At 64.4% G+C, this 25,626-nt stretch carries 21 protein-coding genes and 1 other RNA gene; 7 read left to right on the top strand and 15 right to left on the bottom strand.

What is annotated here, in order from left to right:
- Positions 1-133: 133 nt before the first annotated feature.
- On the top strand, positions 134-2,617 hold the full coding sequence (gene ponA2 / locus AU185_RS16470) for a transglycosylase/D,D-transpeptidase PonA2 (RefSeq protein WP_059156989.1): 2,484 nt from the start codon (positions 134-136) through the stop codon (positions 2,615-2,617).
- A 78-nt stretch (positions 2,618-2,695) separates the two neighbouring features.
- Here ponA2 and AU185_RS16465 read toward each other — a convergent pair whose 3' ends face one another.
- The 6 genes from AU185_RS16465 to AU185_RS16440 form a co-directional block, all read right to left on the bottom strand.
- A complete protein-coding gene (locus AU185_RS16465) occupies positions 2,696-2,947 on the bottom strand; it encodes a hypothetical protein (RefSeq protein WP_059101015.1) in 252 nt (83 codons plus the stop codon).
- A gap of 125 nt (positions 2,948-3,072) precedes the next feature.
- Positions 3,073-3,576, bottom strand: a complete 504-nt coding sequence (locus AU185_RS16460) for a DUF2505 domain-containing protein (protein WP_059101016.1) — start codon at positions 3,574-3,576, stop codon at positions 3,073-3,075.
- 55 nt (positions 3,577-3,631) lie between these two features.
- Positions 3,632-7,738 carry a papain-like cysteine protease family protein gene (locus AU185_RS16455; protein WP_059101017.1) on the bottom strand — a complete coding sequence of 1,369 codons (4,107 nt, stop codon included), beginning with the start codon at positions 7,736-7,738 and terminating at the stop codon, positions 3,632-3,634.
- Positions 7,738-8,022 (bottom strand): hypothetical protein, encoded by a 285-nt coding sequence (locus tag AU185_RS16450; RefSeq protein WP_059101018.1) that lies wholly within the window; start codon positions 8,020-8,022, stop codon positions 7,738-7,740. Before AU185_RS16450 ends, AU185_RS16455 begins: the two co-directional genes overlap by 1 nt.
- A gap of 9 nt (positions 8,023-8,031) precedes the next feature.
- A complete protein-coding gene (locus AU185_RS16445) occupies positions 8,032-13,494 on the bottom strand; it encodes an alpha/beta hydrolase (protein WP_059101019.1) in 5,463 nt (1,820 codons plus the stop codon).
- 105 nt (positions 13,495-13,599) lie between these two features.
- Positions 13,600-14,649 (bottom strand): methyltransferase, encoded by a 1,050-nt coding sequence (locus AU185_RS16440; RefSeq protein ID WP_082683931.1) that lies wholly within the window; start codon positions 14,647-14,649, stop codon positions 13,600-13,602.
- A gap of 212 nt (positions 14,650-14,861) precedes the next feature.
- On the opposite strand from AU185_RS16440, the gene AU185_RS16435 reads away from it, so the two are divergent.
- From AU185_RS16435 to AU185_RS16425, 3 genes are read left to right on the top strand one after another with little or no spacing between them, the layout of a single operon-like run.
- Entirely contained in the window at positions 14,862-15,191 is a 330-nt protein-coding gene (locus AU185_RS16435; RefSeq protein ID WP_059101020.1) for an ArsR/SmtB family transcription factor, read from the top strand.
- 2 nt (positions 15,192-15,193) lie between these two features.
- Positions 15,194-15,649, top strand: a complete 456-nt coding sequence (locus AU185_RS16430; RefSeq protein WP_059101021.1) for an SRPBCC family protein — start codon at positions 15,194-15,196, stop codon at positions 15,647-15,649.
- A gap of 2 nt (positions 15,650-15,651) precedes the next feature.
- The gene (locus AU185_RS16425; RefSeq protein ID WP_231740392.1) at positions 15,652-16,008 is read left to right on the top strand and encodes a VOC family protein; all 357 of its coding nucleotides are present in this window, start codon (positions 15,652-15,654) and stop codon (positions 16,006-16,008) included.
- An 82-nt stretch (positions 16,009-16,090) separates the two neighbouring features.
- Here the strand turns inward: AU185_RS16425 and AU185_RS16420 are convergent, their stop codons facing one another.
- Entirely contained in the window at positions 16,091-16,636 is a 546-nt protein-coding gene (locus tag AU185_RS16420; protein WP_059101022.1) for a TetR/AcrR family transcriptional regulator, read from the bottom strand.
- 99 nt (positions 16,637-16,735) lie between these two features.
- Here AU185_RS16420 and AU185_RS16415 point away from each other — a divergent pair, with 99 nt between their 5' ends.
- The 3 genes from AU185_RS16415 to AU185_RS16405 are packed head-to-tail and all read left to right on the top strand — an operon-like array spanning position 16,736 to position 19,233.
- Positions 16,736-17,881, top strand: coding sequence for an FAD-dependent oxidoreductase (locus AU185_RS16415; protein WP_059101023.1), 1,146 nt, complete (start codon positions 16,736-16,738; stop codon positions 17,879-17,881).
- Between the two features lie 34 nt (positions 17,882-17,915).
- Positions 17,916-18,908 (top strand): MBL fold metallo-hydrolase, encoded by a 993-nt coding sequence (locus AU185_RS16410; RefSeq protein WP_156425550.1) that lies wholly within the window; start codon positions 17,916-17,918, stop codon positions 18,906-18,908.
- Between the two features lie 49 nt (positions 18,909-18,957).
- Positions 18,958-19,233: a hypothetical protein gene (locus AU185_RS16405; RefSeq protein WP_059101025.1), complete on the top strand. Its 276-nt coding sequence runs from the start codon at positions 18,958-18,960 to the stop codon at positions 19,231-19,233.
- 271 nt (positions 19,234-19,504) lie between these two features.
- Here the strand turns inward: AU185_RS16405 and ssrA are convergent.
- From ssrA to prfB, 8 genes are all read right to left on the bottom strand, one after another.
- Positions 19,505-19,873: a transfer-messenger RNA gene (gene ssrA, locus AU185_RS24780) on the bottom strand.
- Positions 19,874-19,970: 97 nt separating this feature from the next.
- Positions 19,971-20,816 (bottom strand): maleylpyruvate isomerase family mycothiol-dependent enzyme, encoded by an 846-nt coding sequence (locus AU185_RS16400; protein WP_059101026.1) that lies wholly within the window; start codon positions 20,814-20,816, stop codon positions 19,971-19,973.
- A 103-nt stretch (positions 20,817-20,919) separates the two neighbouring features.
- The gene (gene smpB, locus AU185_RS16395) at positions 20,920-21,426 is read right to left on the bottom strand and encodes an SsrA-binding protein SmpB (RefSeq protein WP_059101027.1); all 507 of its coding nucleotides are present in this window, start codon (positions 21,424-21,426) and stop codon (positions 20,920-20,922) included.
- Positions 21,427-21,428: 2 nt separating this feature from the next.
- Complete coding sequence (gene ftsX, locus AU185_RS16390) at positions 21,429-22,325, bottom strand: permease-like cell division protein FtsX (protein ID WP_059101028.1); 897 nt, start codon at positions 22,323-22,325, stop codon at positions 21,429-21,431.
- Positions 22,325-23,014 (bottom strand): cell division ATP-binding protein FtsE, encoded by a 690-nt coding sequence (ftsE, locus tag AU185_RS16385; protein ID WP_059101153.1) that lies wholly within the window; start codon positions 23,012-23,014, stop codon positions 22,325-22,327. The genes ftsX and ftsE overlap by 1 nt, the downstream gene beginning before the upstream one ends.
- A 36-nt stretch (positions 23,015-23,050) precedes the next feature.
- A complete protein-coding gene (locus AU185_RS25365; protein WP_059101029.1) occupies positions 23,051-23,500 on the bottom strand; it encodes an Rv3103c family proline-rich protein in 450 nt (149 codons plus the stop codon).
- Positions 23,497-24,477, bottom strand: a complete 981-nt coding sequence (locus tag AU185_RS16375; protein ID WP_059101030.1) for a mechanosensitive ion channel family protein — start codon at positions 24,475-24,477, stop codon at positions 23,497-23,499. The genes AU185_RS25365 and AU185_RS16375 overlap by 4 nt, the downstream gene beginning before the upstream one ends.
- Before the next feature lie 6 nt (positions 24,478-24,483).
- Positions 24,484-25,590 carry a peptide chain release factor 2 gene (prfB, locus tag AU185_RS16370; RefSeq protein WP_059101031.1) on the bottom strand — a complete coding sequence of 369 codons (1,107 nt, stop codon included), beginning with the start codon at positions 25,588-25,590 and terminating at the stop codon, positions 24,484-24,486.
- Between the last annotated feature and the right edge of the window lie 36 nt (positions 25,591-25,626).

Here is a 25,626-nt window from a genome sequence, read left to right as displayed (position 1 = left end):
TCGTCCGTGGAAGAGGTCCTGGCCAGCACCGATGACGCTGCCCGCCGTCGGTCCGGCCACATTTTCGCCACATCGCGGTCAATAATCGGCGGGGGAACACTCGCGGCCGATTCCGATTTAATACTCTGCTGACATGCCGGAGCGTCTACCGGCCGGGGGGACGGTCGCAAAGCTGGGACTGTGCTGCCTGCTGGCTGGTGTGTTGGCGGCGGCCATGATGTTTCCGTTCGCCGGCGGGTTCGGGCTGCTGTCGAATCGCGCCTCGGACATAGTCGCCAACGGGTCGGCCCAGCTGGTGGAGGAAGACGTCCCGCAGGTGACGACGATGGTCGACGCCGCAGGTCGACCGATCGCCTGGCTGTACAGCCAGCGGCGGTTCGAGGTGGCGACCGATCAGATCGCCAACACGATGAAGCTGGCGATCGTGTCGATCGAGGACAAGCGGTTCGCCGAGCACGCCGGGGTGGACTGGCAGGGCACGCTGACCGGCTTGTCCGGCTATCTTTCCGGCAACCTCGACACCCGCGGCGGATCGACCATCGAGCAGCAGTACGTCAAGAACTTCCAGTTGCTGGTGACGGCCCAGACCAACGCCGAGAGGCGCGCCGCGGTGGAGGTGACACCCGCCCGCAAGCTGCGCGAAATGCGGATGGCGCTGACGCTCGACAAGACGTTCACCAAAGCCGAGATCCTCACCCGCTACCTCAACCTCGTCGGCTTCGGCAACGGGGCATTCGGGGTGCAGGATGCGTCTCAGACGTACTTCGGCATCAACGCGTCGCAGCTGAATTGGCAGCAGGCGGCGCTGCTGGCCGGCATGGTTCAATCGCCCACCTCGCTGGACCCTTACATCAATCCCCAAGGCGCGCTGCAGCGTCGCAATCTGGTGTTGGACACCATGATCCAGCACCTTCCTCAGCGTGCCGACGAGCTTCGCGCCGCCAAGTCCCAGCCGCTCGGTGTGCTGTCTTCGCCCAAACAGCTGCCCGGCGGATGCATCGCCGCAAACGACCGCGGGTTCTTCTGCGAATATGTGCTGGCCTATCTCGCACGTGCCGGTATCAGCAAGGAACAGGTTGCGCGCGGCGGATACCTGATTCGTACCACGCTCGACCCGAAGGTCCAGGAGTCGGTCAAACGCGCGATCGACAAGGTCGCGAGCCCGACGCTGGAAGGCGTCGCCAGCGTGATGAGCGTCATCAAGCCGGGCAAGAAGTCGCATCGCGTGCTGGCGATGGCCAGCAACCGGACGTACGGCCTCAACGACGACGCCGGCGAAACGGTGCAACCGCAGCCGTTCTCGCTCGTCGGCGACGGGGCGGGGTCCATCTTCAAGATCTTCACCACCGCCGCGGCGATGGAGATGGGCATGGGAATCAACACTCAACTCGCCGTTCCGGGCTTCTTCCAAGCCAAAGGGCTGGGCAGCAGCGATACGCCGGGTTGCCCCAAGGAGACCTGGTGCGTACGCAACGCGTCCAACACCTACCCCGGCTCGATGAATGTCACCAACGCACTGGCCACCTCGCCTAACACCGCGTTCGCCAAGTTGATTCAACAAGTCGGAGTGCCCCGCGCGGTAGACATGGCCGTTCGGTTGGGGCTGCGCTCGTATGCCGTTCCCGGAACGGCGCGTGCATATGACCCGACAGGCAACGAAAGTCTGGCTGACTTCATCAAGAAGCAGAACGCCGGGTCGTTCACGCTGGGACCGTTCCAGCTCAACGCACTCGAATTGTCCAACGTGGCAGCGACTTTGAGCTCTGGCGGCGTGTGGTGCCCACCGTCTCCGATCGACAAGATCGTCGACCGCGATGGCAAGGAGGTCACATTCACCACGGAGAGCTGTGACCAAGCCGTGCCGGAGGGACTGGCGAACACGCTGGCGAATGCGCTGAGCAAGGACGACAAGGGTGGCGGCACGGCGGCGGGCGCGGCCGCTTCGGTGGGCTGGGACCTGCCGCTGTCGGCCAAGACCGGCACGACCGAATCCCACCGGTCCTCCGGGTTCGTCGGCTTCACCAACCAGTACGCGGGCAGTGTCTACATCTTCGACGACTCCAACTCGCCGTCCGAGATCTGCTCGTTCCCGCTACGGAAGTGCTCGAGTGGCGACCTGTACGGCGGTAACGAGCCGGCACGCACCTGGTTCGAGGCGATGAAGCCGATCGCCACCGATTTCGGCGAGGTGCGTCTTCCGCCGACCGATCCCCGCTACGTCGACGGCGGACCGGGTGGCGAGGTGCCCGACGTGTCGGGCATGAACGTCGAAACCGCCCGCCAGCGGCTGCGAGATGCCGGTTTCCAGGTGGCCGAAAAACCGACGCCGGTCAACAGTTACGCATCGTATGGTGCCGTGGTGGGCACGACCCCGAGTGGTCGAACCATCCCCGGGTCCGTCGTCACGATCTACACCAGTAACGGGGTCGCGCCCGCGCCGCCGCCGCGGCGGGAAGAGCCGCCGCCTCCACCGGGTGCGCCGGGTGGCCCCCCGCCTCCTCCGGTGAATCCGATGATCGTGCAGATCCCGGGGTTGCCGCCCATCACCGTGCCGATGATGGGCCCGCCACCGCAGGGTGCACCGCCACCACCACCGGGACTTCCGCCGCCGCCGTAGGGCTTGTGCAGGGGTGCCGAATCCGCAGTGGATCTGTCGTTCGCTAGTCGGACGAGTAGAGCACTTCGGGTCTCGGAATCACTCGCGGGAAAGTTGGTCGGAATCTGCGAACAGGAGATTCCCCTCATCGGAGATCACCGCCCAGCGTCGGGCAGGATCGGCGAAATGGTTGGTTCCGATGTCCACCGCTGCCGCCGCCATCTCGCCGAAGTCCTCGACGATGACGCCGTGAATTTCGGTGTCTTTGCCCGGGTTTACGCGGACGCGGACGTCCACCGCGAACTCCGAGTCGTCGTTCTGCTCGCGATCAGCAGCACCTTTGTCAGCCACTGTCTCCCCCTGACAACCGTCAAGTGATCCCCGAGAAGGTCAGTGAATCACGATCTTTGCCGCCCGACCACGCAATTGCGGTTTTCCATCCCTCCCGCTTCCCTGCATGGCCGTGGGCGACGGCGTCAGGCACGCTCCTTGATCCACTTCATGGCCATGCGCAGCATCTCGGGTGTCTGATCGGCCAAGTGGCGACCGAAATAACTCTCGAGCTTTCCTCCGACGATCGGAACTTTGATTTTGATGGTTCCACTGCACATGATGCGCGCGCCGTCGCGCGACGGCACCATCACAACGGTGCTGTGCGCGGAGCCCGGTGCGCCGCGGGCGTGAACGTGTACCTCCCCGCGCACTTCTACCCCGCGATCCAGAATCCACGTCTCGTCCTGCACGAGTTCCAGACCACGGGGATAGAGTTTGCTCAAGAAGCCGGGTAGAACTGCGGTCCGTAGATTCTGGACGACCCTCAGCCGTACGTCGCCGTTCGCATCGACGGCGAATGAGTCGAGTTCGGTCGTCTCACTGTGTGGCGCGATGTGCTCCAGCCAATAGTCCCGCTCGGAGAATGCGGCGTGAATCTGTTGCACAGTGACCGAGGATTCGACAGAGCAGTCGAACGACCGAGGCATGCCAGGAAGGCTATCGCCGTCGACCCGCGCGCGGCACGCGAGGCCGGTACTGCGTTTACGTGTTGCCCGGGAAGTGATAAATCCCGAATCCGGTTGTGACCACATCAGCGGCCTGCAGTCGAGCCTGTAGCTCGCTGAAAAGCCTCTCTCGTGGTTTGTCCTCGCTCGGGTCGTTGCTCAACACCCTGGTCTTGTCCGGTGTGCCGTCCCCGACTATCCCCGTGATGATTTCGGCGTGTGTCATGCCGTTGGTCGTCATGTCTTCGTCGGTCACCACCCACAGAGGACCGGTTCTCAGCAGCCGCTCGATCCCGCGTGGGAAGTAGTTCGCCGGGGGCTCGGAAACCAATCCGAGATCGGCCATCAGATCTGGCAGGGCAGAGTTGGGAATGGGCTCTTTGGCTGCATACATCTCCGACCAGCGAGCGCTGAGACGTCCGAGAATCTCCTCGATGGAGGCCATTTCCCCGTGCCGCCATGCGTACATCATTGCCGCGGCGGCCGCCCAACAGGTCAGGAGGTCGGGTTGCCGGATGAACGGCACCACGGGTTCGACGTTGAAGTTCACGCTCGACGCATCGCCCGCCTTCACGGTGACCGATCCCTCAGGGCGGTTGACGTTTACTTCGCTTGAAGCGCTTGCGGCCGTTCGGTCCAGGAAACGTTGGACGGCGGCGCTGGAGGTCGGACGGGGCTGTTCAGATTGTCGATCGCCGACCGAGCCGAGGAGTACTTGTTGCGTCAACTCCTCGGCACCCTCGTCATCGAGCAGGCCCTTCTTCTTCGCCTCCGAAATCGCTTTCAACGTTCGGTCCATCGCGCCGTTGAGGTATCGCTGCTGCGCGAGGTCGGCTGCGCGGCCGCCGAAGAACTGGGCCGTTTCGAGCGCGGACTGGAAAGCGGCTACCGCGTTCTGCTGATTGAGGTCCAGCCCGGTGATGTCTTTGAACAGATTCGGTGTCCCGATCAGGTTCATTGCGGCGGCGAGCGATGCGGGCGCGGGCAGGTCCGGCGCATTCTGGATCCTGACCAACGGAGATGCAAAGGGTGTGGGGGTCAGTACCGGTTCGCCCCTGGCCCTGCTTTCGGTGGCGACGTCTTGAATTCGTGGCGGATCGTCCGGGCAAGGAGCTTCTTCCCAACGCCAGAAGCGGGTGTCGTCCGGCGTCTCGCAGGAGTTGCACGCCCCCATGACAGCCTCGACGAAGACTCCCCGCGTCGGCACGCTGACGCGAATCGGTGATACTGGTGTCGTCGGGCGGTACGCATCGAAGAGAGTCGCCTTGTCTGACTCTTCGAAGGTGGGGTCGAGGTGGTATCCGGGCGCTACGGGTAACACCAGACAGTTCCCGACGACACCCAAAACACGGTTCTCGCATACGCTGGCGACGCTTTTGCCTGCGGCGCCAGGCGCGGGCACGCCGTCGAGCAGGATGTAGCGCTTGTTCGGATCCATCAGCATCCATGTGGCCTGCAGGTAGTGCTCGAGATTGCTGTTCAAGTGGTCGAGCAGACGTTCTGCGAGATCGCGGTCTCGCGCACGGGGATTGGACTTCTCGTGCGCGTCGAGGCTGAGAGCGACGTCGACGTGATCGATCGCGTTGAGGTCGTTGTTGATCCGGTAGTCGTTGAACAAGTCACGCGCCAGATGGTCGGTTCGATATCTGGCACTACCGCTCTCGACGAGTACCCGGCCGCCGACCGGGAGACTGGCGGCGGTGGTGATCCGGAAAGTCTTGATCCGTGCGCGCACCACATTCGGGGTGGTGTTGACGGGACGAATGCTGACCAGCAGTGCTGTCCCCTGTCGGAACCGGCCCACCAGCGTGGTGTCCATGTCCAGCGGCTGTGTCGAGTTGTCATCGAGGATCAACTCGTAGCGGAATTGGTTGACCAGACGCTGGGCAATGCGGGGCGCGAGTTGCGCATTCCACACCCGGTCTCGGTTCTCCGGTCGCTCGAGCCCGAGGAACGTCGTCCAGATCCGTTGGGCCGCCTGAGGTTGTGTCTCCGTCGAGTCGGCCGGCGTCAACAGCCCGTGGTACGGCGTCCATTGCGCGGCATCGAAGAGGTCCGTGTCGTCGGTGTCCGCCGGGCGCGGAAGATCGAACGAGATGTGGAACTCGCCGTCGAGATAATTCACCCGCTCATCTGCGTATCGCCCCTGCGGGTAATCGGCGTTGGCCCAGTTTGATTGCATCCTGTTGAGAGCGTCGAAACCGCCGGCGAGCTCGGGTCTCCGCAACGCGGTCAACAGCGATTCGCGCCACCGCAGCGCCCGGTCTCCGTTGAAATAGCTGACGGCCATCGGCACGAAGAGGCACTCCTGGGCGTCCGCCAGCTCGTGTGTCACCTGGAAATGCCTCATCACCTCGAAGTACTCCATGGTCACGGCATGGCAGTGATTGTGGTTGGCCACGACTTCCGTTTGCACACGCATGGTTTCGCCCTGCCGGACGGTCTGGACGACTGTGCTGCGCTGGCTGCGTGTGGAACTCGCGGCCTGGAGGGTGCGATCTCGCACCTGCTGCAAGCTGGATGCCGCCAGGTGCCGAGCCGAGTCCTGCCATGCCGTCGAGCTGGATCCGCTGGCGCCACCGCTTCCGCCGATCACCAGCGGTCCGATGAATGCGCCGAATCCACCACCGGCCGACCATGTTTTCGCTTTCGACCCACCCCGCATCGACTCGGTGAGAGTGGTGCTGATGATCTCGCTGATGTCACGGTCACGGGCGAGGGTGGCTTGCAGGCTCTCAGTGGCGGTCCGCGATTCCACCCGCGCGGTGACGGTTCGGCGGTCCCAGTCGATGACGGCGATCTGCTTCTTCTGACATGGCGCCAACGGCAGCGAGTACAGCAGATCACCCAGCGAGTAGCCGTCGGCCCGCCACACCTGCTTGAGCGTCAGCAGGTGACCGTGCGCGACGGTGATCGCTTGGTAAGTCGTGGCCGTGCCGTCCCAGTCGATCGCGTTTGTCGCGGACACCGCACCGCGGGGGGTCCCGCTGAACAGCGCACCACTGATGAGGTCCGCCGCGTGTTGGTACTTGGAGACGCGGTGAGCGGTGGCGAACTGATCCGACGTGAACAATCCCGGTCCCATCAGCATCTCCGAAACGACCTGCGGATGGAGCTTGGCCCCGGCCAGTGCTTCGTCTCGTGTCGCCACCGTCGCACCGCCGGTTTCGCGCGAACGCGTGGTGGACGGTCGGCCGGTCGACGTGGCGTCGCCGGATGCCGGTTGTGTTGCCGCACGGGCCAGATCGGCACGCTGTGACAGTTCGAGCAGCTTCTTGACCACGGGCTTCGGCAGCACTCTCGGCGGGTCTGCGGTCAACCCCTTCACATCGGGCTGCGTCGTGCGAACCACGGCGTAGAAGGAGAACTCCTCTAGGACTCGATTGGGCATGGTGAAGTCGACACAGCTGCCGCCGAGATCTGTCGAGAACGCTTCGGGATTCGCCACGAGATCTTCCTGATCGGGCGTGCGCGGCGACGCTTCCTCACATTCGCAATCGGTCGTCGATGGCAACGGGGGCTCGGCGAGGTCGAGCACGAGGACCACCCGCCTCGGAAGGCGCTCGTCGTCGAGAGAAAGGGGTCCGGCGTCGAGGCCGGACACGGTGGCGAAGGCCCGCGCGAGTCGATCAGGCGGCCAGTCCGCCGTGAAGTAGCCGCCGGTGACGGTCGCGGTCGTCACTACCGCTCTCGGCGGCCCGTTGTCTTCGGACGCGCCCCACAGGACGACGGGAAGATCGGCGGCAGCGGGTTCGCCCGTCGTGCGAAGTACCCGGCCCTTGATGCTTAGCCGGACCCCTTCGAGCGGGTCGCGCCCCGCGGGGAGCGTGACGGCCGGCACCGGCACGACTTCGATCTCCACGGGCTGTCCGATGTCACCGGGTGCAACGTCACGCTCGGCGACGGCGTTTCCCGTCGGCGAGGTGACGAGCAGTTTGAAGGGGCCTTGCACCTCGTCGTCGGGTCCCAAGTCGACGGCGAAGGAGCCGTCGGCAGCCGGCCGGTCGGTAACGGACGCCGGGGACAACAGCCCTTCGTCTCCACGACGGGGCGGCACGACAACCCGCTGGAACAGAACCGTGAGACCGAAACGGGTGAAGTCGGTTTCAACGGCCGCGGACAGTTCGCCCCTCAAGGTCACCATCAGCCGACCACCTCTGAACCGAACACGACGTTCGTCGTCAGTTCCATGGCGTCGGCGTACCTCACGAACAACCGATCACCGTCATTCGGTACCTCCGCAAGCACGCCCGCGAACCCGGATCCATCCGGCGCGACGAAGAGTTGGTCGACCCGCTGCTCGCCGACTCGCGCCTGCAATGGGACCGCCCGTCGCTCGAAGTCCTCCCCCTCGACGTACACCTTCATCGCGAAGCCAGGAACCGCGCCCGACTCCAGCTCCTCGAAATGCGCTCTGGTCACCTGCATTTCGTCACCTCACCGGTCGAGTTCAAGAGAGTCGATGTAGACGTGGGTGTTGTCGGTCTTGTCCACGTCGAAGTGGACCGCTCGGACTTTGTTCAATTTGGCACCGCGCTTCTTGAACAGCGCCAACGGGATGCGTACGGTGTCCATTCGCAGGAGCGTGGACAGCTTGTCGGGTGAGTTCAGCTCACGGTGTTTGTGTACGAACGGCTTTCCCGGCGCTTCGGCGGGAAAGAACTCCGACTCGTTGACCACCGCCGAGTTGTTGTCGAAGTCTTCGAGCGTGACACGCAGATGCGCGGGCTTGCCCGAGATCGTCTCTGTGGTCACGTCGTACCACTGTCCGAACCGGAACTGCAGGAACGTGAAGGCCGACCAGTCGGAGTTGGCGCCCATCGGGTCTGGCAGAGGATCGGTGAACCACCGCGATGATGTGGTGGCCAGCGTGACGTCGGCGTGCGCTACGCCCGTGACATGCGGGATGTGTCGGCCCTGGGGGATCGGCGCCGGGGCGCCGGCCGGTTTGACGGCGAGGTCCTTGAGTGGTGTGACGGTTCCGATCGCCATGTTGCGTGCGACACCGAGCTCGTTCTGCGGTCCCTCGAAGCTGTCGAGCACCTTCTTCTGACCGAACGAGTATTGCAGCGCAACCGTGATACCTGCCGGTGGCTTCTGGTCTCGGGTGAATCGACGATGTAACGCCGACTCTCCACCGAGCCGGTTCCTGAAGAACCCGGCGATGTAGAAGTTCGCCAGTGTCTGATGCTTCGCATCATTCAGCAGTGCCGGATCGGTCGTGATGACGCGAGGCTCGGTTCCCCAGTTCGTGTTGAACCGGTTGTGGCAGGCCCCTTTCGCGAACACCATCATCTTTCTGCACAACGCGCGGTCATAGAGCCGGAAACCCGTTCCCGCGAGGGTGCCGTGGGGCCCGAGGGCGCCGAGGCTGTCACCCAGGATGTCGCCGTCGAGAGATCCATACACCACCAAGTACGTCAGGAGAAGAGGGCTGACCGGCATGTCGTTGTTCACCAGCGTGACTGCGTCGTCGGTAGCCGAGCCGGTGAAGTCCGACGGGGCCAGCGAGCAGACCGCACTGACGCCGAACCTGCGCGGTCCGGATGTCGACGATGTGCGAGCCTTGTTCATCTTCACCGCGGTCACCACGGCGTCACCGCCCCGCGAATGCCCAAGGAAGCCAACGTTGTCGAAGTCCAGCATGCCGTGACACGGATTCTTGGCATTGCCGTCGACTTCCTTCTTCCATTCGTCCAGTGTCGTGAGGAAGGAGATCGCGCGTGCGTTCAGGAAGTTGTTGACCAGGTCGAGCATGGTGTTGTCGACGCTGATCGAGGCGATGCCGTGCTTCGCCAACTCCTTCTGCAGGTATTCGAAGCCGTGGTAGCTGGGTTTTGGCTGGCTGATGGTGGTGGCCCTGCCTCTGATCGTCACCTTCAGCGAGCCGTTGGGCTGCTGCTCCTGTTTGCGGTCCAGCTCGGACCAGTTGTCGAACGCGAGGTCTTGAGGTGCCCAACCGTGCAGGATCGCGACGACCGGGACGCGAGTGGTGCCCGCAACGCGATTGGGTTTCTTTGGATTCGCGGGATAGCAGATTCGGCCCGCAATCCGAATCTGGAACTTGGTGGGGTCGCTCGGATCCACCTTCGCGAATTGTCCGTGATCCAAAACGGATCGGCCCCAGAGCATCTGGGTGACGATGACCGCCGGGGTCTGGCCCACCATCCCCGGCTGAGTCTTCGTGGTCAGTAGGTTGTCGAGGAAGGTACGAGCCGTCGTTGCGGCCGGCTCTTCGAACTTCGTGTGTCCCGGAGACCCGCTCACCGGGTTGACCTGTCCACCTGTCGACAGACCGATCGAGGCCCAACTCGAGAAGTTGTCGAACTGCGGGACGAACGCGCCGCCCGTCACGCCTTCCTCTGCCACGTCTGGTTCAGCATCCTCGAAGCTCGCTTGAACCGACTCACCCGGCGTCGTGACCGTGATCTCGCCCTTCGACCCCTGAGAGGCCGCGTCGATCGCCTTCTGTATTGCGGGTGAGTCCTGCGGTGCCTGTGATGCGGGGCGCGACTGACCGATCATGGATTCCAGCGCGCTGCGGGTGATAGCGCGCGCCTGTTCGTCGGTGATGAGGTCGGCGGCGCGGGCCCGCTCGATGTTGTCCAATGTGCGGTCGATGCTCTTGCTGGTTTCCTGCTGCATGGCGAAGTCTGCGGCCTTGCCGCCGAAGAACTTTGCGGTGTTCATGGTGCCCTGTAGAGCGGCGAGAGCGTTCTTCTGGTTGCCCTCCAGTCCGGTGATGTCTTGGAAAAGGTCGGCGCGGCCGAGGATTCCGAGCGCCTGACTCAGACCGGTGGGATCCGGCACGGCCGGCGCGTTCTGGATGTTGATGACCGGTTCGGGGAATCCTGTGGGCGTCACATCCGGTGCCTCGGTTGCGCGGCTGGCAGTCGACACCGGTTGGATCGGAGTCGGCTCGTCCGGGCAAGGGGCCTCTTGCCACCGCCAGAACCGGGTGTCGTCCTTCTTCTCACACGCATTGCAGTCGCCCATGATGGCCTCGGCATACACGCCGCGGGTGGGCACGCTCACCCGCATTGCCGGCACGGGTTCGGTCGGCGCGTAGTGCGCCAGCAGGTCGATGGGGCGCTCGACATCCTGGTTGAAAATCGGATCGAGGTGGTGTCCGCGTGCCACCGGCATCACCAGACTGTTGCCGACGATGCCGATCAGCCGGTTCTCCACCACGCTCGCGAGACTCCTGCCGCTCCCGTCCGGCACCTCGAAACCGTCGAGCAGCATGTAACGGTGATTGGGGTGGAAGCTGCGAAAGATGATCTGGTGGAAGAACTCCAGGTGCTTGTTCAGGTGAGCGATGAGCTCGCGGCTGCGCTGCCGATCCTCTTCCCTCGGGCTGCGTAGCTCCTCGCGCGACAGAGGAGTGGCCACCACTACCGCGTCGTTGTCGACCAGGTCGTTCAGCAGCCGGGGCGCCTGGAAGAGGAAATGCCGGAGATGCGGTGTGTGATAGCGGATGGCACCGCTTTCCACCATGATTCGCGCATCGGGCGGGAGGTCGCCGTCGAACCAGATCTTGAACCGGGCGATTTCTTCGCGTGGGATCGAAGGCAATCCGCCCGCGGGCCGGAGGCTGACGTAGAGCGGCGCGCCTTCAGAGTAGCGGGAGACCAGCGTTGCGTCCAAGCTGATTTCGATCTCGCCACCGGAGGTGGTGACATAGCCGAAGCGAAGATTCTGGATCATGTTCTCGGCGATGCGCGGGGCTGCTTCCTCCCGGAAGACGCGATCCCGCTCTGCGATGGCGAGCCGCTCCAGCTTCGCCACCCACCACTCGACGGCGCTCGACCACAGATACGGTTGGTAGGGACCCCAGTTGCCGGGAACGAACTTCGCCTCTTCGTTGTCACGGGGCCGCGGAAGAATGAAGCTGATGCGAAGTTCGCCCTCCAACTGCTCGGGCGCCTCTTCACTGTAACGATTCTGCGGGGTGTCGCTGTTCAGCCAGTTGTTCCGGACCCGCTGCGCACAGTCGAAACCGTCACCCAAGCTGGGGTCGAGCAATTGGCCGTCCAACATTTCCCGCCACCGCAGCGCCTTCTCTTCGTCGAAGTAGGTCATCAACAGCGGGATGAACAGACACTCCTGCACATCCGCGAGCTCGTGTGAGAGCTGGAAGTGCCGGAGCACTTCGAAGTACTCGACCGTGATGGCATGACAGTGGTTGTGGTTGGCCACCACTTCGGTCTCGACGTTCATCGACTCACCTTGACCGAATGCCTGGACGACCGTGGCGCGCTGATCCCTTATCGCGCTTGCCGCTTGCATCGTCTGATCGCGGATCTGCTGAAGCGAATTGGCGCTCAGACTGCGTGACGAATCCGACCAAGCGGTGGAGCTGGCCCCTCCGCCACCGCCTGCCGCCCCGGCGAAGATTCCGAAGCCCGATCCGATGAATCCCAGTCCGCCGCCTCCGCTGGCGCCCCACACGGTTGTCGAGGAGCCCGCGCGTTGGCCCTCTTCCAGCGACGAGCCGACGATTTCAGCGACGTCGCGATCGCGGCTGAGCAAGGACGTCAGCGCCTCTTCTTCTTCGAGCAGCTCCTGGCGTGTCGCCGTTTCCTGTCGCTCCCAATCGATTACCGCGATTTCCTTCTTTTGGCATGGCGCCAGGGGCAGCGAATACAACAGGTCGCCCATCGAGTAACCGTCCGCGCGCCACGTCTGCTTGAAGTGCAGCAGGTGACCGTGCGCCACGGTGGTCGCCTGCCAGGGCAGCGACGAGTCGTCCCAGTCGATCGCGACGCCGAGGTTCGCGTCGCGCCCAGGGGCCGGGCAGGCGATGGCGCGGACCACGTCGGCAACTTGCCTGAACTCGGTGCTGAGGCCGACGTTCGCCAGCGCGCGCGATGTCACGTTCTCGGGGTAACCGAGTGTTCGTTTGGCGACGGCCGCCTCGAGCGCAAGCTCCGGCACGGGGCGATCGGGCGCTTCTCGTCCGACCGTGGGATCGACTGCAGGCTCGGCGACGAGATCGACCAACTCCGACACGATCCGCGGCGGCAGGATCGGCGGTCGAGTCGGCGTGACGCCCTTCACCTCTGGCTGTGTCGTCCGCACCACCTTGAAATACGAGAACTCTTCCAGCACTCGGTTCGGTGTGTTCAGGTTGACGCAACGGCCGCCACCGAGGTCGGTCGAGAAGGTCGCCGAATTGCTCACCAGGTCGACGGCGTCGGGTGCTCGAGGCGGCGAAGCATGGCACGAGCACGGATCCTCGTCGGAAGTCGAAACATCAAGCGGGGTAACGAGAATGACGCGGCGCGGCAACCGCATCTGCGGGTCCAAGGGAATCGGGATCCGCGGGCCTCCCGCTACGGTGCCGAACGCCGTCGTCAACGCCGCCGGAGGCCACGAACCGGAGAAGTAGCCGTCCTTCTGTGTCTGCGTCACCACGAGTGGATGGGCATCGGCCCCTTGGTCCGGTCCGATCCCCCAGATGACCACGGGGAGGCCGACCGGGGTCTTCTGTCCGGCGGGCCCCATCGCACGTCCGGTCAACCTCACCGGTCGACCGAGCGTGGGGTCGTCGGTGGGCGTCAGGACGAACGGTTCCAGCTCACCGATGTCGAGCGTGACTTCTCGTTCCAGTGCGTCGGTTTCGACCGTAATCTGCCCGGCGGTCGAGCCGTCAGGGGCCAGCGCCGTGACGGCGACCGGTCCCTGAATCTCGTTCGCAGGCGCCAGTTCGACGGCGAACACCCCATCGGTGTCTGTACTCGCGGAGCGCGAGACCGGTACGGGAACAACGCTTGTGGCGTCGTCAGGATCGATCGCGAAGTTCTGCCTGAAGGCTGCGGTGACCCGATAGCCGAGGGGCAGGTTTCCGCCCGTCGGCGATTTCAGACGACCCCGCAATACGACAATCGCGTCGGCCATGACCCCACCTTTGGTGAGCCTCGTGAGAGCTCATTGCGACCGCATCAACGGTAGACCCATGGCGCGCGCAATTCCGCGGAATCGGAGAACCGGTTGACGGTACCGTCAGTTACCTGCTCTCACGGCCTCGATGAGGAACTCCGACATGCCGCCGGGGAGAGAACGCCGCGAGCAGGACTCGAAACCGGCCTCCTCCAACCAGCTCATCCATTCAGCCCATGTTCGGACCATTCCCTCGCCGGAGGCAAGCGTCAAAAAGTAGGCGCAAAGGTGCGCTACGAAGGGCGGCCCCATCTCGTCGTCGTCCTGCAGCGCCTCGATCACATAGAGGCTCGCTCCCGGCCGCAGCGCCCGAGCGGCCTTGGCGAGCAGACTGCGAACCTTCTCTTCGGACCAGATCGAGAGGAATCGGGAGAACAGCATCGCATCGAATCCTTCGGGGAGCTCCTCCGCGAAACAGTCTCCGCCGACGGCCGCGACTCTCTCGGCCATCCCCTGCGCCGCCAGCCGGGCACGGGTGGATTCCGCGACGGTCGGAAGGTCCAGGACGGTCACATGCATGTCGGGCCAGCGGCCCGCGAGGATGGTGGCGTTCACCGCCTCGCCACCGCCAACGTCCAGCAGCCGACGGTGACGGGACAGGTCGAGCGTTTCCGCGAGGAAGGCCGCGGTTCCGAACGAAACGAGGCTCATCATCTCGTGAAAGATCTTCTCCAACGGCGGATTTTCCGCGAGCCGCATATAGAGGTTCGACGCGGATCCCGGGATCTCCTGCAGCCCGACATTGGTGTTGGTCCTGAGCGCCTCCGCGAGCCGCGCCATGGGCCGATATTGAATATGGTTCGCCATTCGCACAGCGGGCACCATGTTCGCCGGGTGCGCTTTCGAGAAGAACCGCTCCGCGCCTGATGTGTTGAAGTAGCGGTCGCCCTCCTTTCGGAGCAGGCCGACCGCGCTGCAGCCGAGCAGGAGAATGCGCGCGGGCTGGTTCTCGAGCTTCAGCTGCTCGGCGAGCTCTTCGCGTGTGAGACCCGGCGAGCGGGAGAGCACCGTGAACAGGTCGAGTTCGACGGCGGACGCCAGAAATTGGAAATAGTACATCCCGAGAAACAGATCTAGGATCGCATTCTCGTCCTGTTCGGTGAGCTGCTTCATGGCGGGCTCCGTGTGCTGATGGCTCAAACGAGTGGTAACAGCATTGCATACGGCGGAATCCGCGGTTACGAAAAATTCGCCTGAGCCACAACGGGTTTAGACGTAACTGTCGCCGGAGGCCCGGCGACGGTACGAGGATCGGCATGGCGGCGCCGACGTAATAGTTAACGATTTACTTGACTTTCCCGCGGTCTACCGTAATAGTTAAGTATGTGCCTAACCAATCCGGTGCCGACGGGATCGGCCGCGTGTTCCAGGCACTCGCCGACCCGACCCGTCGCGCAATTGTCGAGCGGCTGGTGCGCCGTCCGGCGACGGTGAAGGCGCTGGCTGAGCCGCTGACGATGTCGTTGCCTGCGGTGATGCAGCACCTGCAGGTGCTGGAGGCGGCTGGGGTGATCGTCACCGAAAAGGTCGGCCGAGTGCGCAGCTGCCGGATCGAACCCATGGCGCTGCGTGAAGCCGAGCAGTGGCTCGGCCGCCAGCGTACGGAGTGGGAACGGCAGCTCGATCAACTCGACGACTATCTGAAGGGACATTGATCATGGAGATAACGCACTCGACGTTCACGCTGGAGCGTCGCTATCCGGTCTCGGTCGAGCGGGTCTTTCAGGCTTGGGCGGATCCGGAGGCGCGCAGACGCTGGATGGCCCAGGGCGCCGAGCACTCTCAGAACTTTGTGGTCGGCGGCCTCGAGACGGTGCGGGGGTTCGATGGCGAGGGTCGAGCGCTCACCTATGAGGCCCGCTACGCCGACATCGTGCTCAATGAACGAATTCTCACTACGTCGACGCTGCACACAGAGGACCGACTGTCGACGGTCTCGGTCACCAGTGTCGAGTTCCGGGCAGAAGATGCCGACACCCGGCTAGTGCTGACCGAGCACGGAATCTACCTACCCGGCCAGGAACAGCCCGAGTGGCGGGAACACGGAACCGCGCAGCAATTGGACAGCCTGGCAGCGGAATTCGCCGAAGTCGCTGATGCAAAGGAGAACTGATCATGGTGCATGTTGACTTCGTGCTGGCCGTCGTCGCGGTGAGCGACATCGAAGCAGGACGAGCCTGGTACACCACGCTTTTCGGCCGCGAACCCGACAACAACCCGATGCCGAACCTGGTCGAATGGCAGGTCACCGAGGGCGGCTGGGTGCAGGTGACCGAGGACCCCGTGCGCGCCGGCAACGGGATGCTCAACTTGGCCGTTTCTGACTTCGAGGAAGGCGTTCGCGAACTTCGCGAGTTGGGTCTTGGGACCGGCGAGATCATCGACGCGAATAGGGGCGTACGACTATTTCCGATCGCTGATCCCGACGACAATGTGGTCCAGCTGATCGGCAACTTCCGGGTGGAGTATTAAATGCGAACCGCAGGCCTCGTGCGCAGACGCGTTCGCCGACAGCCGGGGCGCGGTAACCCACCAGAGCGCTGGTCTCACCCGGCTACCCGGTCAGGTAGCGCTGGAGCGTCGGGCCGATCCAGTCGATGACATCGGCCCGTGACATGTTCGCCAGCGGACCGAATCCCAGCACATACCGGCACAGCGCCATCCCGAGCACCTGAGAGGCCACCAGGCCCGCTCGTACCGCCGCGTTCTGCGGATTCTCAATCGCCCGTGCGATGGCCGGGGCGAGCTGCGCGGCGAACATCGTTCGCATCCGCTCCGCCACGGCGTTGTTGGTGACACCGACGCGCAACAGGATCACCAGGGCGTTATCCCGCTCCCAGCGGTCGAGAAAGTGTGCGGCCACGGCCGCCCCGAGTCGGTCCCGCGAGACCTGCGTCAGATCCGGCAGTTCCAGGTCGAATTCGGCTGCGCTGGCGAACAACTGCTCTTTACTGCCGAAGTAGCGCATCACCATGGCCGGGTCGATCCGGGCCTCCGCCGCGATGGCCCGGATGGTTGCCCGGTCGTACCCGTCTGCCGCGAATCGCTCGCGGGCTGCGGCCAGGATGACCGCCTTGGTCTCGGTCGAAGATCGCCTCATGTCAACGATTGTAGGCCAACAGCCGTTGACAAGAGCCGGTAATCGGCATACCTTGATGCCAACAGACGTTGACCAACAAACGTTGACAAAGGAGCCAAGATGCTATTCACCCCGACAGATGTCCTCGTTGTCGGAGCCGGACCCGTCGGCCTCACAGCCGGCATCGTCTTGACGCAACAGGGTCACGACGTGACCGTCGTCGACAACCAAGCCGAAGGCGCCAACACGTCCCGAGCCGCCGTCGTGCACCCGCACACCCTCGAACTGCTCGAGCCTTACGGCGTGACACCTGACCTGGTCGCGCGCGGTGTCCACACACCGACGTTCACGATCCGCGACCGCGACGACCTGCTGATCGCCGTGCCGTTCAGCGAGCTCCCCACCCCGTACCCGTACACCCTGATGATCTCCCAGGCCGACACCGAGGCGTTCCTGCTGGCTCGGCTCGAGGAACTGGGTGCGAAGGTCATCCGTCCGGCGGCCGTGACCGAAATCGTGCAGGACGGCGACGCAGTCCACGCGACGTTCGCTGACGGACAACGGGTTCGGGCGCGTTACGTGGTCGGTGCTGACGGCATGCACAGCACGGTCCGCGAGCAGGCAGGCATCCTATTCAGCGGCGGCACCTACGAAGAATCGTTCACCTTGGCCGACGTGCGCATGTCGGGCGGTGTGCCGGCCGACGAGGTCATCTTGTACTTCTCACCGGCGGGTTTGGTGGTGGTCGCGCCGCTGCCCGACGGGATGTACCGGATCGTGGCGACCGTCGACGATGCGCCCCAGCACCCGAACATGGCGTTCGTGCAACGCCTTCTCGATGAACGCGGGCCGAAGGCCAGGCCCGTCGTGATCGAGGAAGTGGTGTGGGGTTCGCGGTTCCGCGTGCATCACCGCATCGCCGATGCCTTCCGTGACAAGCGGATCCTGCTCGCCGGTGACGCCGCACATGTCCATTCACCGGCCGGCGGTCAGGGGATGAACCTGGGTATCGAGGACGCGGTCGCGCTCGGCAGTTCGCTGTCCCGTGTGCTTTCCGGGGAGCCCGCCGGCCTCCTCGACGACTACGCCTCCGACCGTCGTCGCACCGCAGAGCAAGTTGTCTCGCTCGCCAGCAGGCTCACCGACCTCGCCACCGTATCGTCCCGTCGTCGTCGGATCCGCAACCGCGCCATGCGCATTGCCGGAACGGTCCCCGCGATCAGACGGCGTCTCGCACGGCGACTATCCGGCCTGGACCGACGCTGACTTCCCGCGAAACCCATCCATGAAAGGCAGAACCATGCACATTTTCGACAAAGAGATCGCCGAACGGCCGGATGGGTTCCGTGGACCCGACCTGAGCCCTGTCGGTCTAGAACTGCGGCCCCACCGCATCGCAGATGGCGTCTTCGCGCTGCTGGCAAACCGGCACCCAAAGGACAACAACGGTGTGGTGTTCGGGTCGAAGGCCACCCTGGTGATCGACGCCGGAATCGTCGCCGATGTGGGCCGCACGATCCAGCGCCACGCCACGCAGCTTTCCGAGGCGCCGATCCGGTACCTGGTCAACACCACCTATCACGGCGACCACACCTTTGGGAACATCGCGTTCGCCGACGACGTCACCGTCATCTCGTCACGCATCAACCGCGACAATATGTCCGATCTGGAATACGAGAAGCTGGTGCGGTCGGCGAACATGTACGACGACAAGGCGCTTTTCGACGACATCACCGCCTGGCGCCTGCCGGATGTCGTCTTCGACGACTATGCCGAGATCGACCTCGGCGACCAGAGCGTCGAGCTGCATCACTTCGGGCCCGGCAACGGTCCCGGCGACACCATCGTCTACGTGCCGTCGGCGCGCACGGCCTGGACGGGCAACTATCTCTGCCATGCCGGGGTCGCTCACATGCTGCTGCAGGCCGGCCCCGAACCCTACCTCGATTCGCTACGCAAGATGCGCGAGGCCCTCCCGGAGTTGGAGACGATCGTTCCCGGCCACGGGCCGATGGGAGCCGGACCCGAGGCGATCACCGCACTACTCGAGTACCTCGAGCGACTGAACGACGAAGTGGCGGAGGCATTCCGGGTGGGCCGTACGGTCGAGGAAACCGCGGCGTCCTGCACGAACCCCTGGGCCGACGGCCTCGACACCGGCCTGATGGAGACGCTCGCGGCCCTACCTGGACCGACGGCGCCGGCTCAAGCGGGGCTGCTCGACCTGTGCCGAAACCTGCACCGCCTCAACGTCTTGACCGCCTACCGGGCGTGCGAGCGCACCGCAGCGTGAACCGATCTGCCACCACCCGCATCCTTCAGCACCCGATTAGGAGACAGCCATGCCGTACGCATTGATCAGACAGCGATTCACCGACTACACCCGGTGGCGCACCGCGTTCGACTCGGTCACCGAGGTTCGCCGGGCAGCGGGGATGAACCTCGTCTTCGTCGCGCTCAACGCCGCCGATCAGCAAGAGGCGATCGTGCTGTTTGAGGTCACCGACCCCCAGAAGGCGCGCGAGCACGCCGGCTCGCAACTCCTCGCCGACGCCCACCAGCGTGCCGGCGTCATCGACGGCAGCAGCCACACCCTGCTTCTTCACGGGGTGCAGTGACGGACGCCCCGGAGTAGCCGTCGTCATCGACGATGAACGGAAGGCCGTCCGGGATGTCGTGGCGGTCGAGCGTCTGCACAACCGACGACCACAAAGTGACGCCAAATCGTCGGGACCGCGCAGCACTTCGCGCGGATGTGTGCTCCTCTGCACCGCAACTATCCGCATGAAGAAACCTCCTTGCCGACTGCGCATCCCGTGGTACTCCACGGGTATGACACTTTGTCGCGTCGGCAAGGAGGTTCTCCGTATGAAGTTATCTGTACTTCAAAAGTGGAGCTGCCGGGAATCGAACCCGGGTCCTACGGCATTCCCTCAAGACTTCTCCGTGCGCAGTTCGCTATGCCTCTACTCGGATCTCCTGATCGCGCGAACAAGTCAGGATGACGATCCCAGTCGCTGTTTGGTGTCCCGATGAGTCCCGCGACCGGACTCACCGGTTGATCCCTCTAGATGACGCCAGGATCCGGGTCGAGGGAGTCCCCGGTCTGACGGACCAGCTGTCGCTTAGGCAGCGAGAGCGTAGTCGCGCTGATTGGAATCGGCGCTTAATTGGTTGCAACGACGCTTACGGTGGTCTCTTGCCTGCACCGGCACGCTTCCCTTGATTCGATGCGCGAAGTCGAAACCGTTCAGCCCCTCGCATCCCCGCCGACCTTCGGCAGGACAATCCATCGTACGCCAGACTCAACAGCCGATGCCAAGGATTTATGCCCGTTTCGGCCCATCGTCGCTGGTCAGATCACGTAGTTGAGGTGCTCGACAACACGCCTGCCGGTGTCCTCGTCGCCCGCGTAGGCGATCGCATCGGCATGTCGAGCCAGCGTGGTCCGTCCACCGGCCAGGCGGGCGAACAGTAAGGCATCGAGGGTGATCGTCGCCGTTGGATCGGCCTCGCCGAAGTCCTCCACGACCCTGCCCCGGCCGTCGACCGCGACGTTGATGGTCCTGCCCAGCGGGCCGGTCAGCACGATCGAAACCCGCGATCCGTCCGGAGCCCGGCCCAGCTTGCCGACCACGAACCCCATGCTGGCCGCCATCTCGTCGAGCGCGAGCTCGGCCGGCGCGCCGGTCGGGTTCGCCACGGGTCGACCGATCGCGTCCCGGATGTCGTGTTCGTGCATCCAGCAGTCGAAGATCCTCACCCGCATGAACCGCCCGTAGGTGTCCGGACCCGCCGGCGTCGCGGTGACGTCGTTCCAGTCGGCCTCGCCCATCGCCGTCAACGCATCGCGGCGCTCAGCGGTGATCGTTCGATACGTCTGCAGTAGTTCGTCGGCGGGAAGGTTGCGCAGCTTGCGCACCCACCGTTCGTTCATCACGCCGATCTCGTTGCGGACGTGCTCGAGCGTCGACACGTCGATATCGGCCTCAGGCGCGGCCACGCCCTGCACCATCGACTCGGTCCCGATCACGTGCGCGACGACGTCGCGTACCGACCACCCCGGCAGCGCTGTCGGCGCCTGCCACTGCGCGTCGGACAAGCCGGCGACCACGTCGTCGATGGCGTCCCACTGCGCGAAGAGTGCGGCCAACACTTCGGCTTTGTCGAGATGGGTCACCGGTCGCGAAGGGCTGCTCACGCGCCTGAACGTAACGCTCACCAGCGGCGAGCGACCGCGTTTGTACGCATTTTCGCGGCGTGTCGATGTACAGACACGGTCGCTCGCGGTGAAGGGCGGAAGGTCAGGTCATACCCTTGGCGCGGCGACCCAGCTCGCGGGTGATCTCACGCTGCGCGTCGCGGCGCGCCAGGTCCTGGCGCTTGTCGCGGGCCTCTTTACCGCGGGCCAACGCCAATTCCACCTTGACCTTGCCCTCGGAGAAATACAGCGACAGCGGCACCAGGGTGAGGTTGCCGTCCCTGATACGACCGATGAGCTGATCGATCTGTTTGCGGTGCAACAACAGCTTCCGGTTGCGCCGCGGCGCGTGGTTCGTCCAGGTGCCGTGGTGATATTCGGGAATGTGCACGTTGCGGAGCCACACCTCGCCGTCGTCGACGGTGGCGAACGCGTCGGCCAGCGAGGCCTGCCCGTCGCGCAGGCTCTTCACCTCGGTGCCGACCAATTGGATGCCCGCCTCGAAGGTCTCCAGGATCGAATAGTTGTGTCGAGCCTTGCGATTCGACGCGACGATCTTGTTGTTGCCGGACTTGGTGGGGTCCGCTTTCTTGCCGCCCTGTTTTGGCATGGCTACCTTCGGATGTAGAGCCGAAGTGTGACGTAGGCGGTGATTCCGGACATCGCCAGACCCAGGAACAGCATCAGCGGGGCGCTGAAGTACAGCACGTCGGCGTAGTCGACCTTGGCGATCAGGTTCGCCTGATAGAACTGGTTCAGCGCGTTCTCCAGGAACAGCGCCCGCACCAAAATCAGCCCGACGATCGCGATGACCACGCCGATCAACGCGGCCAGCATCGCCTCGACCAGGAACGGCAACTGGGTGTACCAGCGGCTGGCGCCGACCAGTCGCATGATGCCGATCTCGGTGCGCCTGGTGTACGCCGCGACTTGAACCATGTTGGCTATCAACAGGACCGCGCCGATGGCCTGCACCAACGCCACCGCGAACGCGGCACTGCTGATCCCGTCGAGCACCGCGAACAACCGGTCGATCAGGTCCTTCTGGTTGAGCACGTTGAGCACGCCGGGTTGGCCCACCATCGCCTCGTCGAATTCCTTGTGCTGCTCGGGATTCTCGAGCTTGACGATGAACGACGCCGGAAACGCCTCGCGCCCCGCCACGTCCTTGTACTGCGGGAACTTCTTGATCGCATCTTCGTAGGCCTCGTCGCGGTTCAGAAAACGGACCGAGCGCACATCGTCGCGGTCCTCGATCTGCTGACGCAGCGCCTTGCACGGGTCGGCGTCGCATGACGGATCGTTGGCCGAGACATCGTCGGTGAGGAAGACCTGGCTTTCCACGCGGTCCAGGTAGATGTTGCGGGACTGGTCGGCGAGCCGGACGACGAGCAGGCCGCCGCCGAACAGGCCGATCGAGATCGCGGTCGTCAGGATCATCGCCACGGTCATGGTGACGTTGCGACGAAAACCCGTGAGGACCTCGTTGATGAGGAAGCCGAAGCGCACTAGCGATCCATTCCGTAGACGCCGCGCTGCTCGTCGCGAATCAGCCGGCCGAGTTCGAGTTCGACGACCCGCTGGCGCATTGAGTCGACGATGTGGTGGTCATGGGTGGCCATCAACACCGTGGTTCCGGTGCGGTTGATCCGCTCGAGCAGATCCATGATGTCCTTGCTGGTTTCAGGGTCCAGGTTGCCGGTGGGCTCGTCGGCGAGCAGCACCAGGGGCCGGTTGACGAAGGCCCGGGCGATCGCGACGCGCTGCTGTTCGCCGCCGGACAGCTCCGCGGGCAGCCGGTTCGCCTTGCCCGACAGGCCGACCATCTCCAGCACATCGGGGACCACGCGATTGATGACGTCGCCGCGCTTGCCGATGACCTCGAGCGCGAACGCAACGTTCTCGAAGACGGACTTCTGCTGCAGCAGCCGGAAGTCCTGGAATACGCAGCCGATCACCTGGCGCAGGCTGGGGATGTGGCGGCCCGGCAGCTTGTTGACATGGAACTTCGACACCTGGATGTCCCCGTGTGTGGGGCTCTCCTCGGCCAGCAGTAGGCGCATGAACGTCGACTTGCCCGAACCCGACGGGCCGATGAGGAAGACGAACTCACCCTTGTCGATTTTGACCGAGACGTTGTCGAGCGCCGGGCGCGCGGACGACTTGTACTGCTTCGTCACGTTGTTGAGGGTGATCATCACGGGTCGCCAGTGTAGCCGGGCGACGGCAATGCCCTAGCTGGGCGGAGTTGTGGTCGCTCCCTGCGGCAGCAGTTGCGGTTGCGGTGGCATCAGTGGTGGCGCCTCGGTCGTCGTTTCCGGTGTGACCGTCTCGGTGGTCGGGGCGCGCGGGCCGATGCCGTCCGGGTCCTGCACCGTCGTCGTCGGCGTCGGACTGGTCGTCGTGGACTCGGTCGGGCTCGTCGTGGTCGTGGTGGTCGTAGTCGGGGCCGTCGTGGTCGTGTACGACGGTTCCGTGGTCCGTCGCACGTTGGTGCGCGGCACCCACGTGTAGTTCGGGTCCGGCACGAAGCCCGGCGGGACCACCGCGGGAGCTTGGGTGGGCGCTTGGGATGGTGGCGGCTCGAACGACTGGTTGACCCAGAACAGCCCGGCGAACGCGACGATGAGCACGATCGTCGACACGCGCATCCGGCCGAAACGGGCCTTAAACCAACTCGTCATTGCTTCTGCTCCGGCGCTCCCCTGGTCTCTTCGCCTGATCCGCCCGCGACCGCCGCGGGGTGCGGAATAGCGGCGACCATCGGGGTCTGTCCGTCGCCGGGTGAGACGATTCCGCCGCGGCGCAACGCGCGGATCACGAGCACCCGAAGCCGCCGGCCGACCTCGAACTGCTTACCGGGCAGGGTCCGGGCCACCATCCGCAGGTTGACGGTGTCGAGTTCGATGCTCTCCACGCCCATCAACTGCGGGGCGTCGAGCAGCAGATCGCGCAGCCCCGGATCCTCGTACGCGTTCTCGGCGACCCCGTGCAACAGATCGTTGACCTCGTTGAGGTCGGCCGACGTCGGCACAGGGATGTCGATGACGGCGCGCGCCCAGTCCTTCGACAGGTTCACCGACTTGACGATCTGACCGTTGGGGATCGTCATCATCTCGCCCTCGCTCGACCGCAGCTTGGTGACGCGCAGCGTGACGTCCTCGACGGTGCCCTCGGCCGGAACGGTCACACCGGTGACGGTCAGCGCGACGAGATCGCCGAAACCGTACTGCTTTTCGGTGATGATGAAGAACCCGGCGAGCAGATCCTGCACCAGGCGCTGCGCACCGAAGCCCAGCGCGGCGCCCAAGACGGCGGCCGGGGCGACGAGCGAACCAACCGGGACGGCGAGTATGTCGGTGATCTCGATGAGCACGATGACGAACAGCAGCGCCACCGACACCCATGAGATCACCGAGGCGACGGCCTGGCGATGCTTGGTGCTCTCCGAACGCACCAGTTGATCGCTGCCCATGTACTCGGCGTCGAGTCGGCGCACGATCCTGACCGCGGCCCAGTTGATGAACCGGGCGGCCAGCACGCCGCCGATCAGAAGCAGCGCGATCCGCACGCCCCGGTCGAGGATCCACACACCGATGTTGCCGGTCCAGAAACCGTGCCAGCCGTCGGCGAAGTTGACTGCGAGTACGACGCTGTTCATCTCGGGCTAAACGTCATTTTGGCTCTTGCGCCAACGGATCCCGGCTTCGAGGAATCCGTCGATGTCGCCATCCAGGACCCCTGCCGGGTTGCCGACCTCGAACTCGGTCCGCAGATCCTTGACCATCTGGTAGGGGTGCAACACGTAGGAGCGCATCTGGTTGCCCCACGAGCTGCCGCCGTCGCCCTTGAGCGCATCCATCTCGGCGCGTTCCTCTGAACGCTTGCGCTCCAACAGCTTTGCCTGCAAAACCCGCATGGCCGACACCTTGTTCTGCAACTGCGACTTCTCGTTCTGGCAGGTCACCACGATACCGGTCGGGATATGGGTGAGGCGGACCGCCGAGTCGGTGGTGTTGACCGACTGGCCGCCTGGACCGCTGGATCGGTACACATCAACGCGCACATCGCTTTCCGGTATTTCGATGTGGTCGGTGGTGTCCACCACTGGCAGCACCTCGACGTCTGCAAACGACGTCTGCCTGCGGCTCTGGTTGTCGAACGGGCTGATGCGCACCAGCCGGTGGGTGCCCTGCTCGACCGACAGCGTGCCGTAGGCGAACGGCGCGTGCACCGCGAACGTCGCGCTCTTGATGCCGGCTTCCTCGGCGTAGGAGGTGTCGAACACCTCGACGGGATAGTCGTGCTTCTCGGCCCATCGGATGTACATGCGCATCAGCATTTCGGCCCAGTCCGCGGCGTCCACTCCGCCGGCGCCGGACCGGATGGTGACGACGGCCTCCCGCTCGTCGTACTCGCCGGAGAGCAGGGTGCGGACCTCCATCGCCTGGATGTCCTCGCGCAGCTTCTTGAGCTCGGCATCGGCTTCCGCGAGTTCATCGGCGCTGCCGTCCTCGGCGGCCAGCTCGTACATCACCGGCAGATCGTCGAGGCGCTGGCGCAGATCTTCGACACGCCGCAACTCACCCTGGGTGTGCGACAGCTCGCTGGTGACCTTCTGCGCGCGCGTCTGGTCGTCCCACAGGTTCGGATCGGAGGCTTCGTGCTCGAGCTTTTCGATGCGACCGCGAAGGCCCTCGACATCGAGCACCCGCTCCACCGTGGTCAGGGTGGAGTCGAGGGCGGCGAGGTCGGCTTGGCGGTCAGGATCCACGGGAGTTCAGGTTACCCGTCAGCAGTTTGGCGCCGG

It is taken from the genome of Mycobacterium sp. GA-0227b (assembly GCF_001499855.1).
Taxonomy (GTDB): Bacteria; Actinomycetota; Actinomycetes; order Mycobacteriales; family Mycobacteriaceae; genus Mycobacterium.
This window is presented reverse-complemented; position numbering and strand designations above follow the sequence as displayed.

Coding starts and splice junctions, on each gene's coding strand:
- ponA2 (WP_059156989.1), top strand. CDS start 134: ATGCCGGAGCGTCTACCGGCCGGGGGGACGGTCGCAAAGCTGGGACTG.
- AU185_RS16460 (WP_059101016.1), bottom strand. CDS start 3,576: ATGCCTCGGTCGTTCGACTGCTCTGTCGAATCCTCGGTCACTGTGCAA.
- AU185_RS16455 (WP_059101017.1), bottom strand. CDS start 7,738: ATGGTGACCTTGAGGGGCGAACTGTCCGCGGCCGTTGAAACCGACTTC.
- AU185_RS16450 (WP_059101018.1), bottom strand. CDS start 8,022: ATGCAGGTGACCAGAGCGCATTTCGAGGAGCTGGAGTCGGGCGCGGTT.
- AU185_RS16445 (WP_059101019.1), bottom strand. CDS start 13,494: ATGGCCGACGCGATTGTCGTATTGCGGGGTCGTCTGAAATCGCCGACG.
- AU185_RS16440 (WP_082683931.1), bottom strand. CDS start 14,649: ATGAAGCAGCTCACCGAACAGGACGAGAATGCGATCCTAGATCTGTTT.
- AU185_RS16430 (WP_059101021.1), top strand. CDS start 15,194: ATGGAGATAACGCACTCGACGTTCACGCTGGAGCGTCGCTATCCGGTC.
- AU185_RS16425 (WP_231740392.1), top strand. CDS start 15,652: ATGGTGCATGTTGACTTCGTGCTGGCCGTCGTCGCGGTGAGCGACATC.
- AU185_RS16420 (WP_059101022.1), bottom strand. CDS start 16,636: ATGAGGCGATCTTCGACCGAGACCAAGGCGGTCATCCTGGCCGCAGCC.
- AU185_RS16415 (WP_059101023.1), top strand. CDS start 16,736: ATGCTATTCACCCCGACAGATGTCCTCGTTGTCGGAGCCGGACCCGTC.
- AU185_RS16410 (WP_156425550.1), top strand. CDS start 17,916: ATGCACATTTTCGACAAAGAGATCGCCGAACGGCCGGATGGGTTCCGT.
- AU185_RS16405 (WP_059101025.1), top strand. CDS start 18,958: ATGCCGTACGCATTGATCAGACAGCGATTCACCGACTACACCCGGTGG.
- smpB (WP_059101027.1), bottom strand. CDS start 21,426: ATGCCAAAACAGGGCGGCAAGAAAGCGGACCCCACCAAGTCCGGCAAC.
- ftsE (WP_059101153.1), bottom strand. CDS start 23,014: ATGATCACCCTCAACAACGTGACGAAGCAGTACAAGTCGTCCGCGCGC.
- AU185_RS25365 (WP_059101029.1), bottom strand. CDS start 23,500: ATGACGAGTTGGTTTAAGGCCCGTTTCGGCCGGATGCGCGTGTCGACG.
- AU185_RS16375 (WP_059101030.1), bottom strand. CDS start 24,477: ATGAACAGCGTCGTACTCGCAGTCAACTTCGCCGACGGCTGGCACGGT.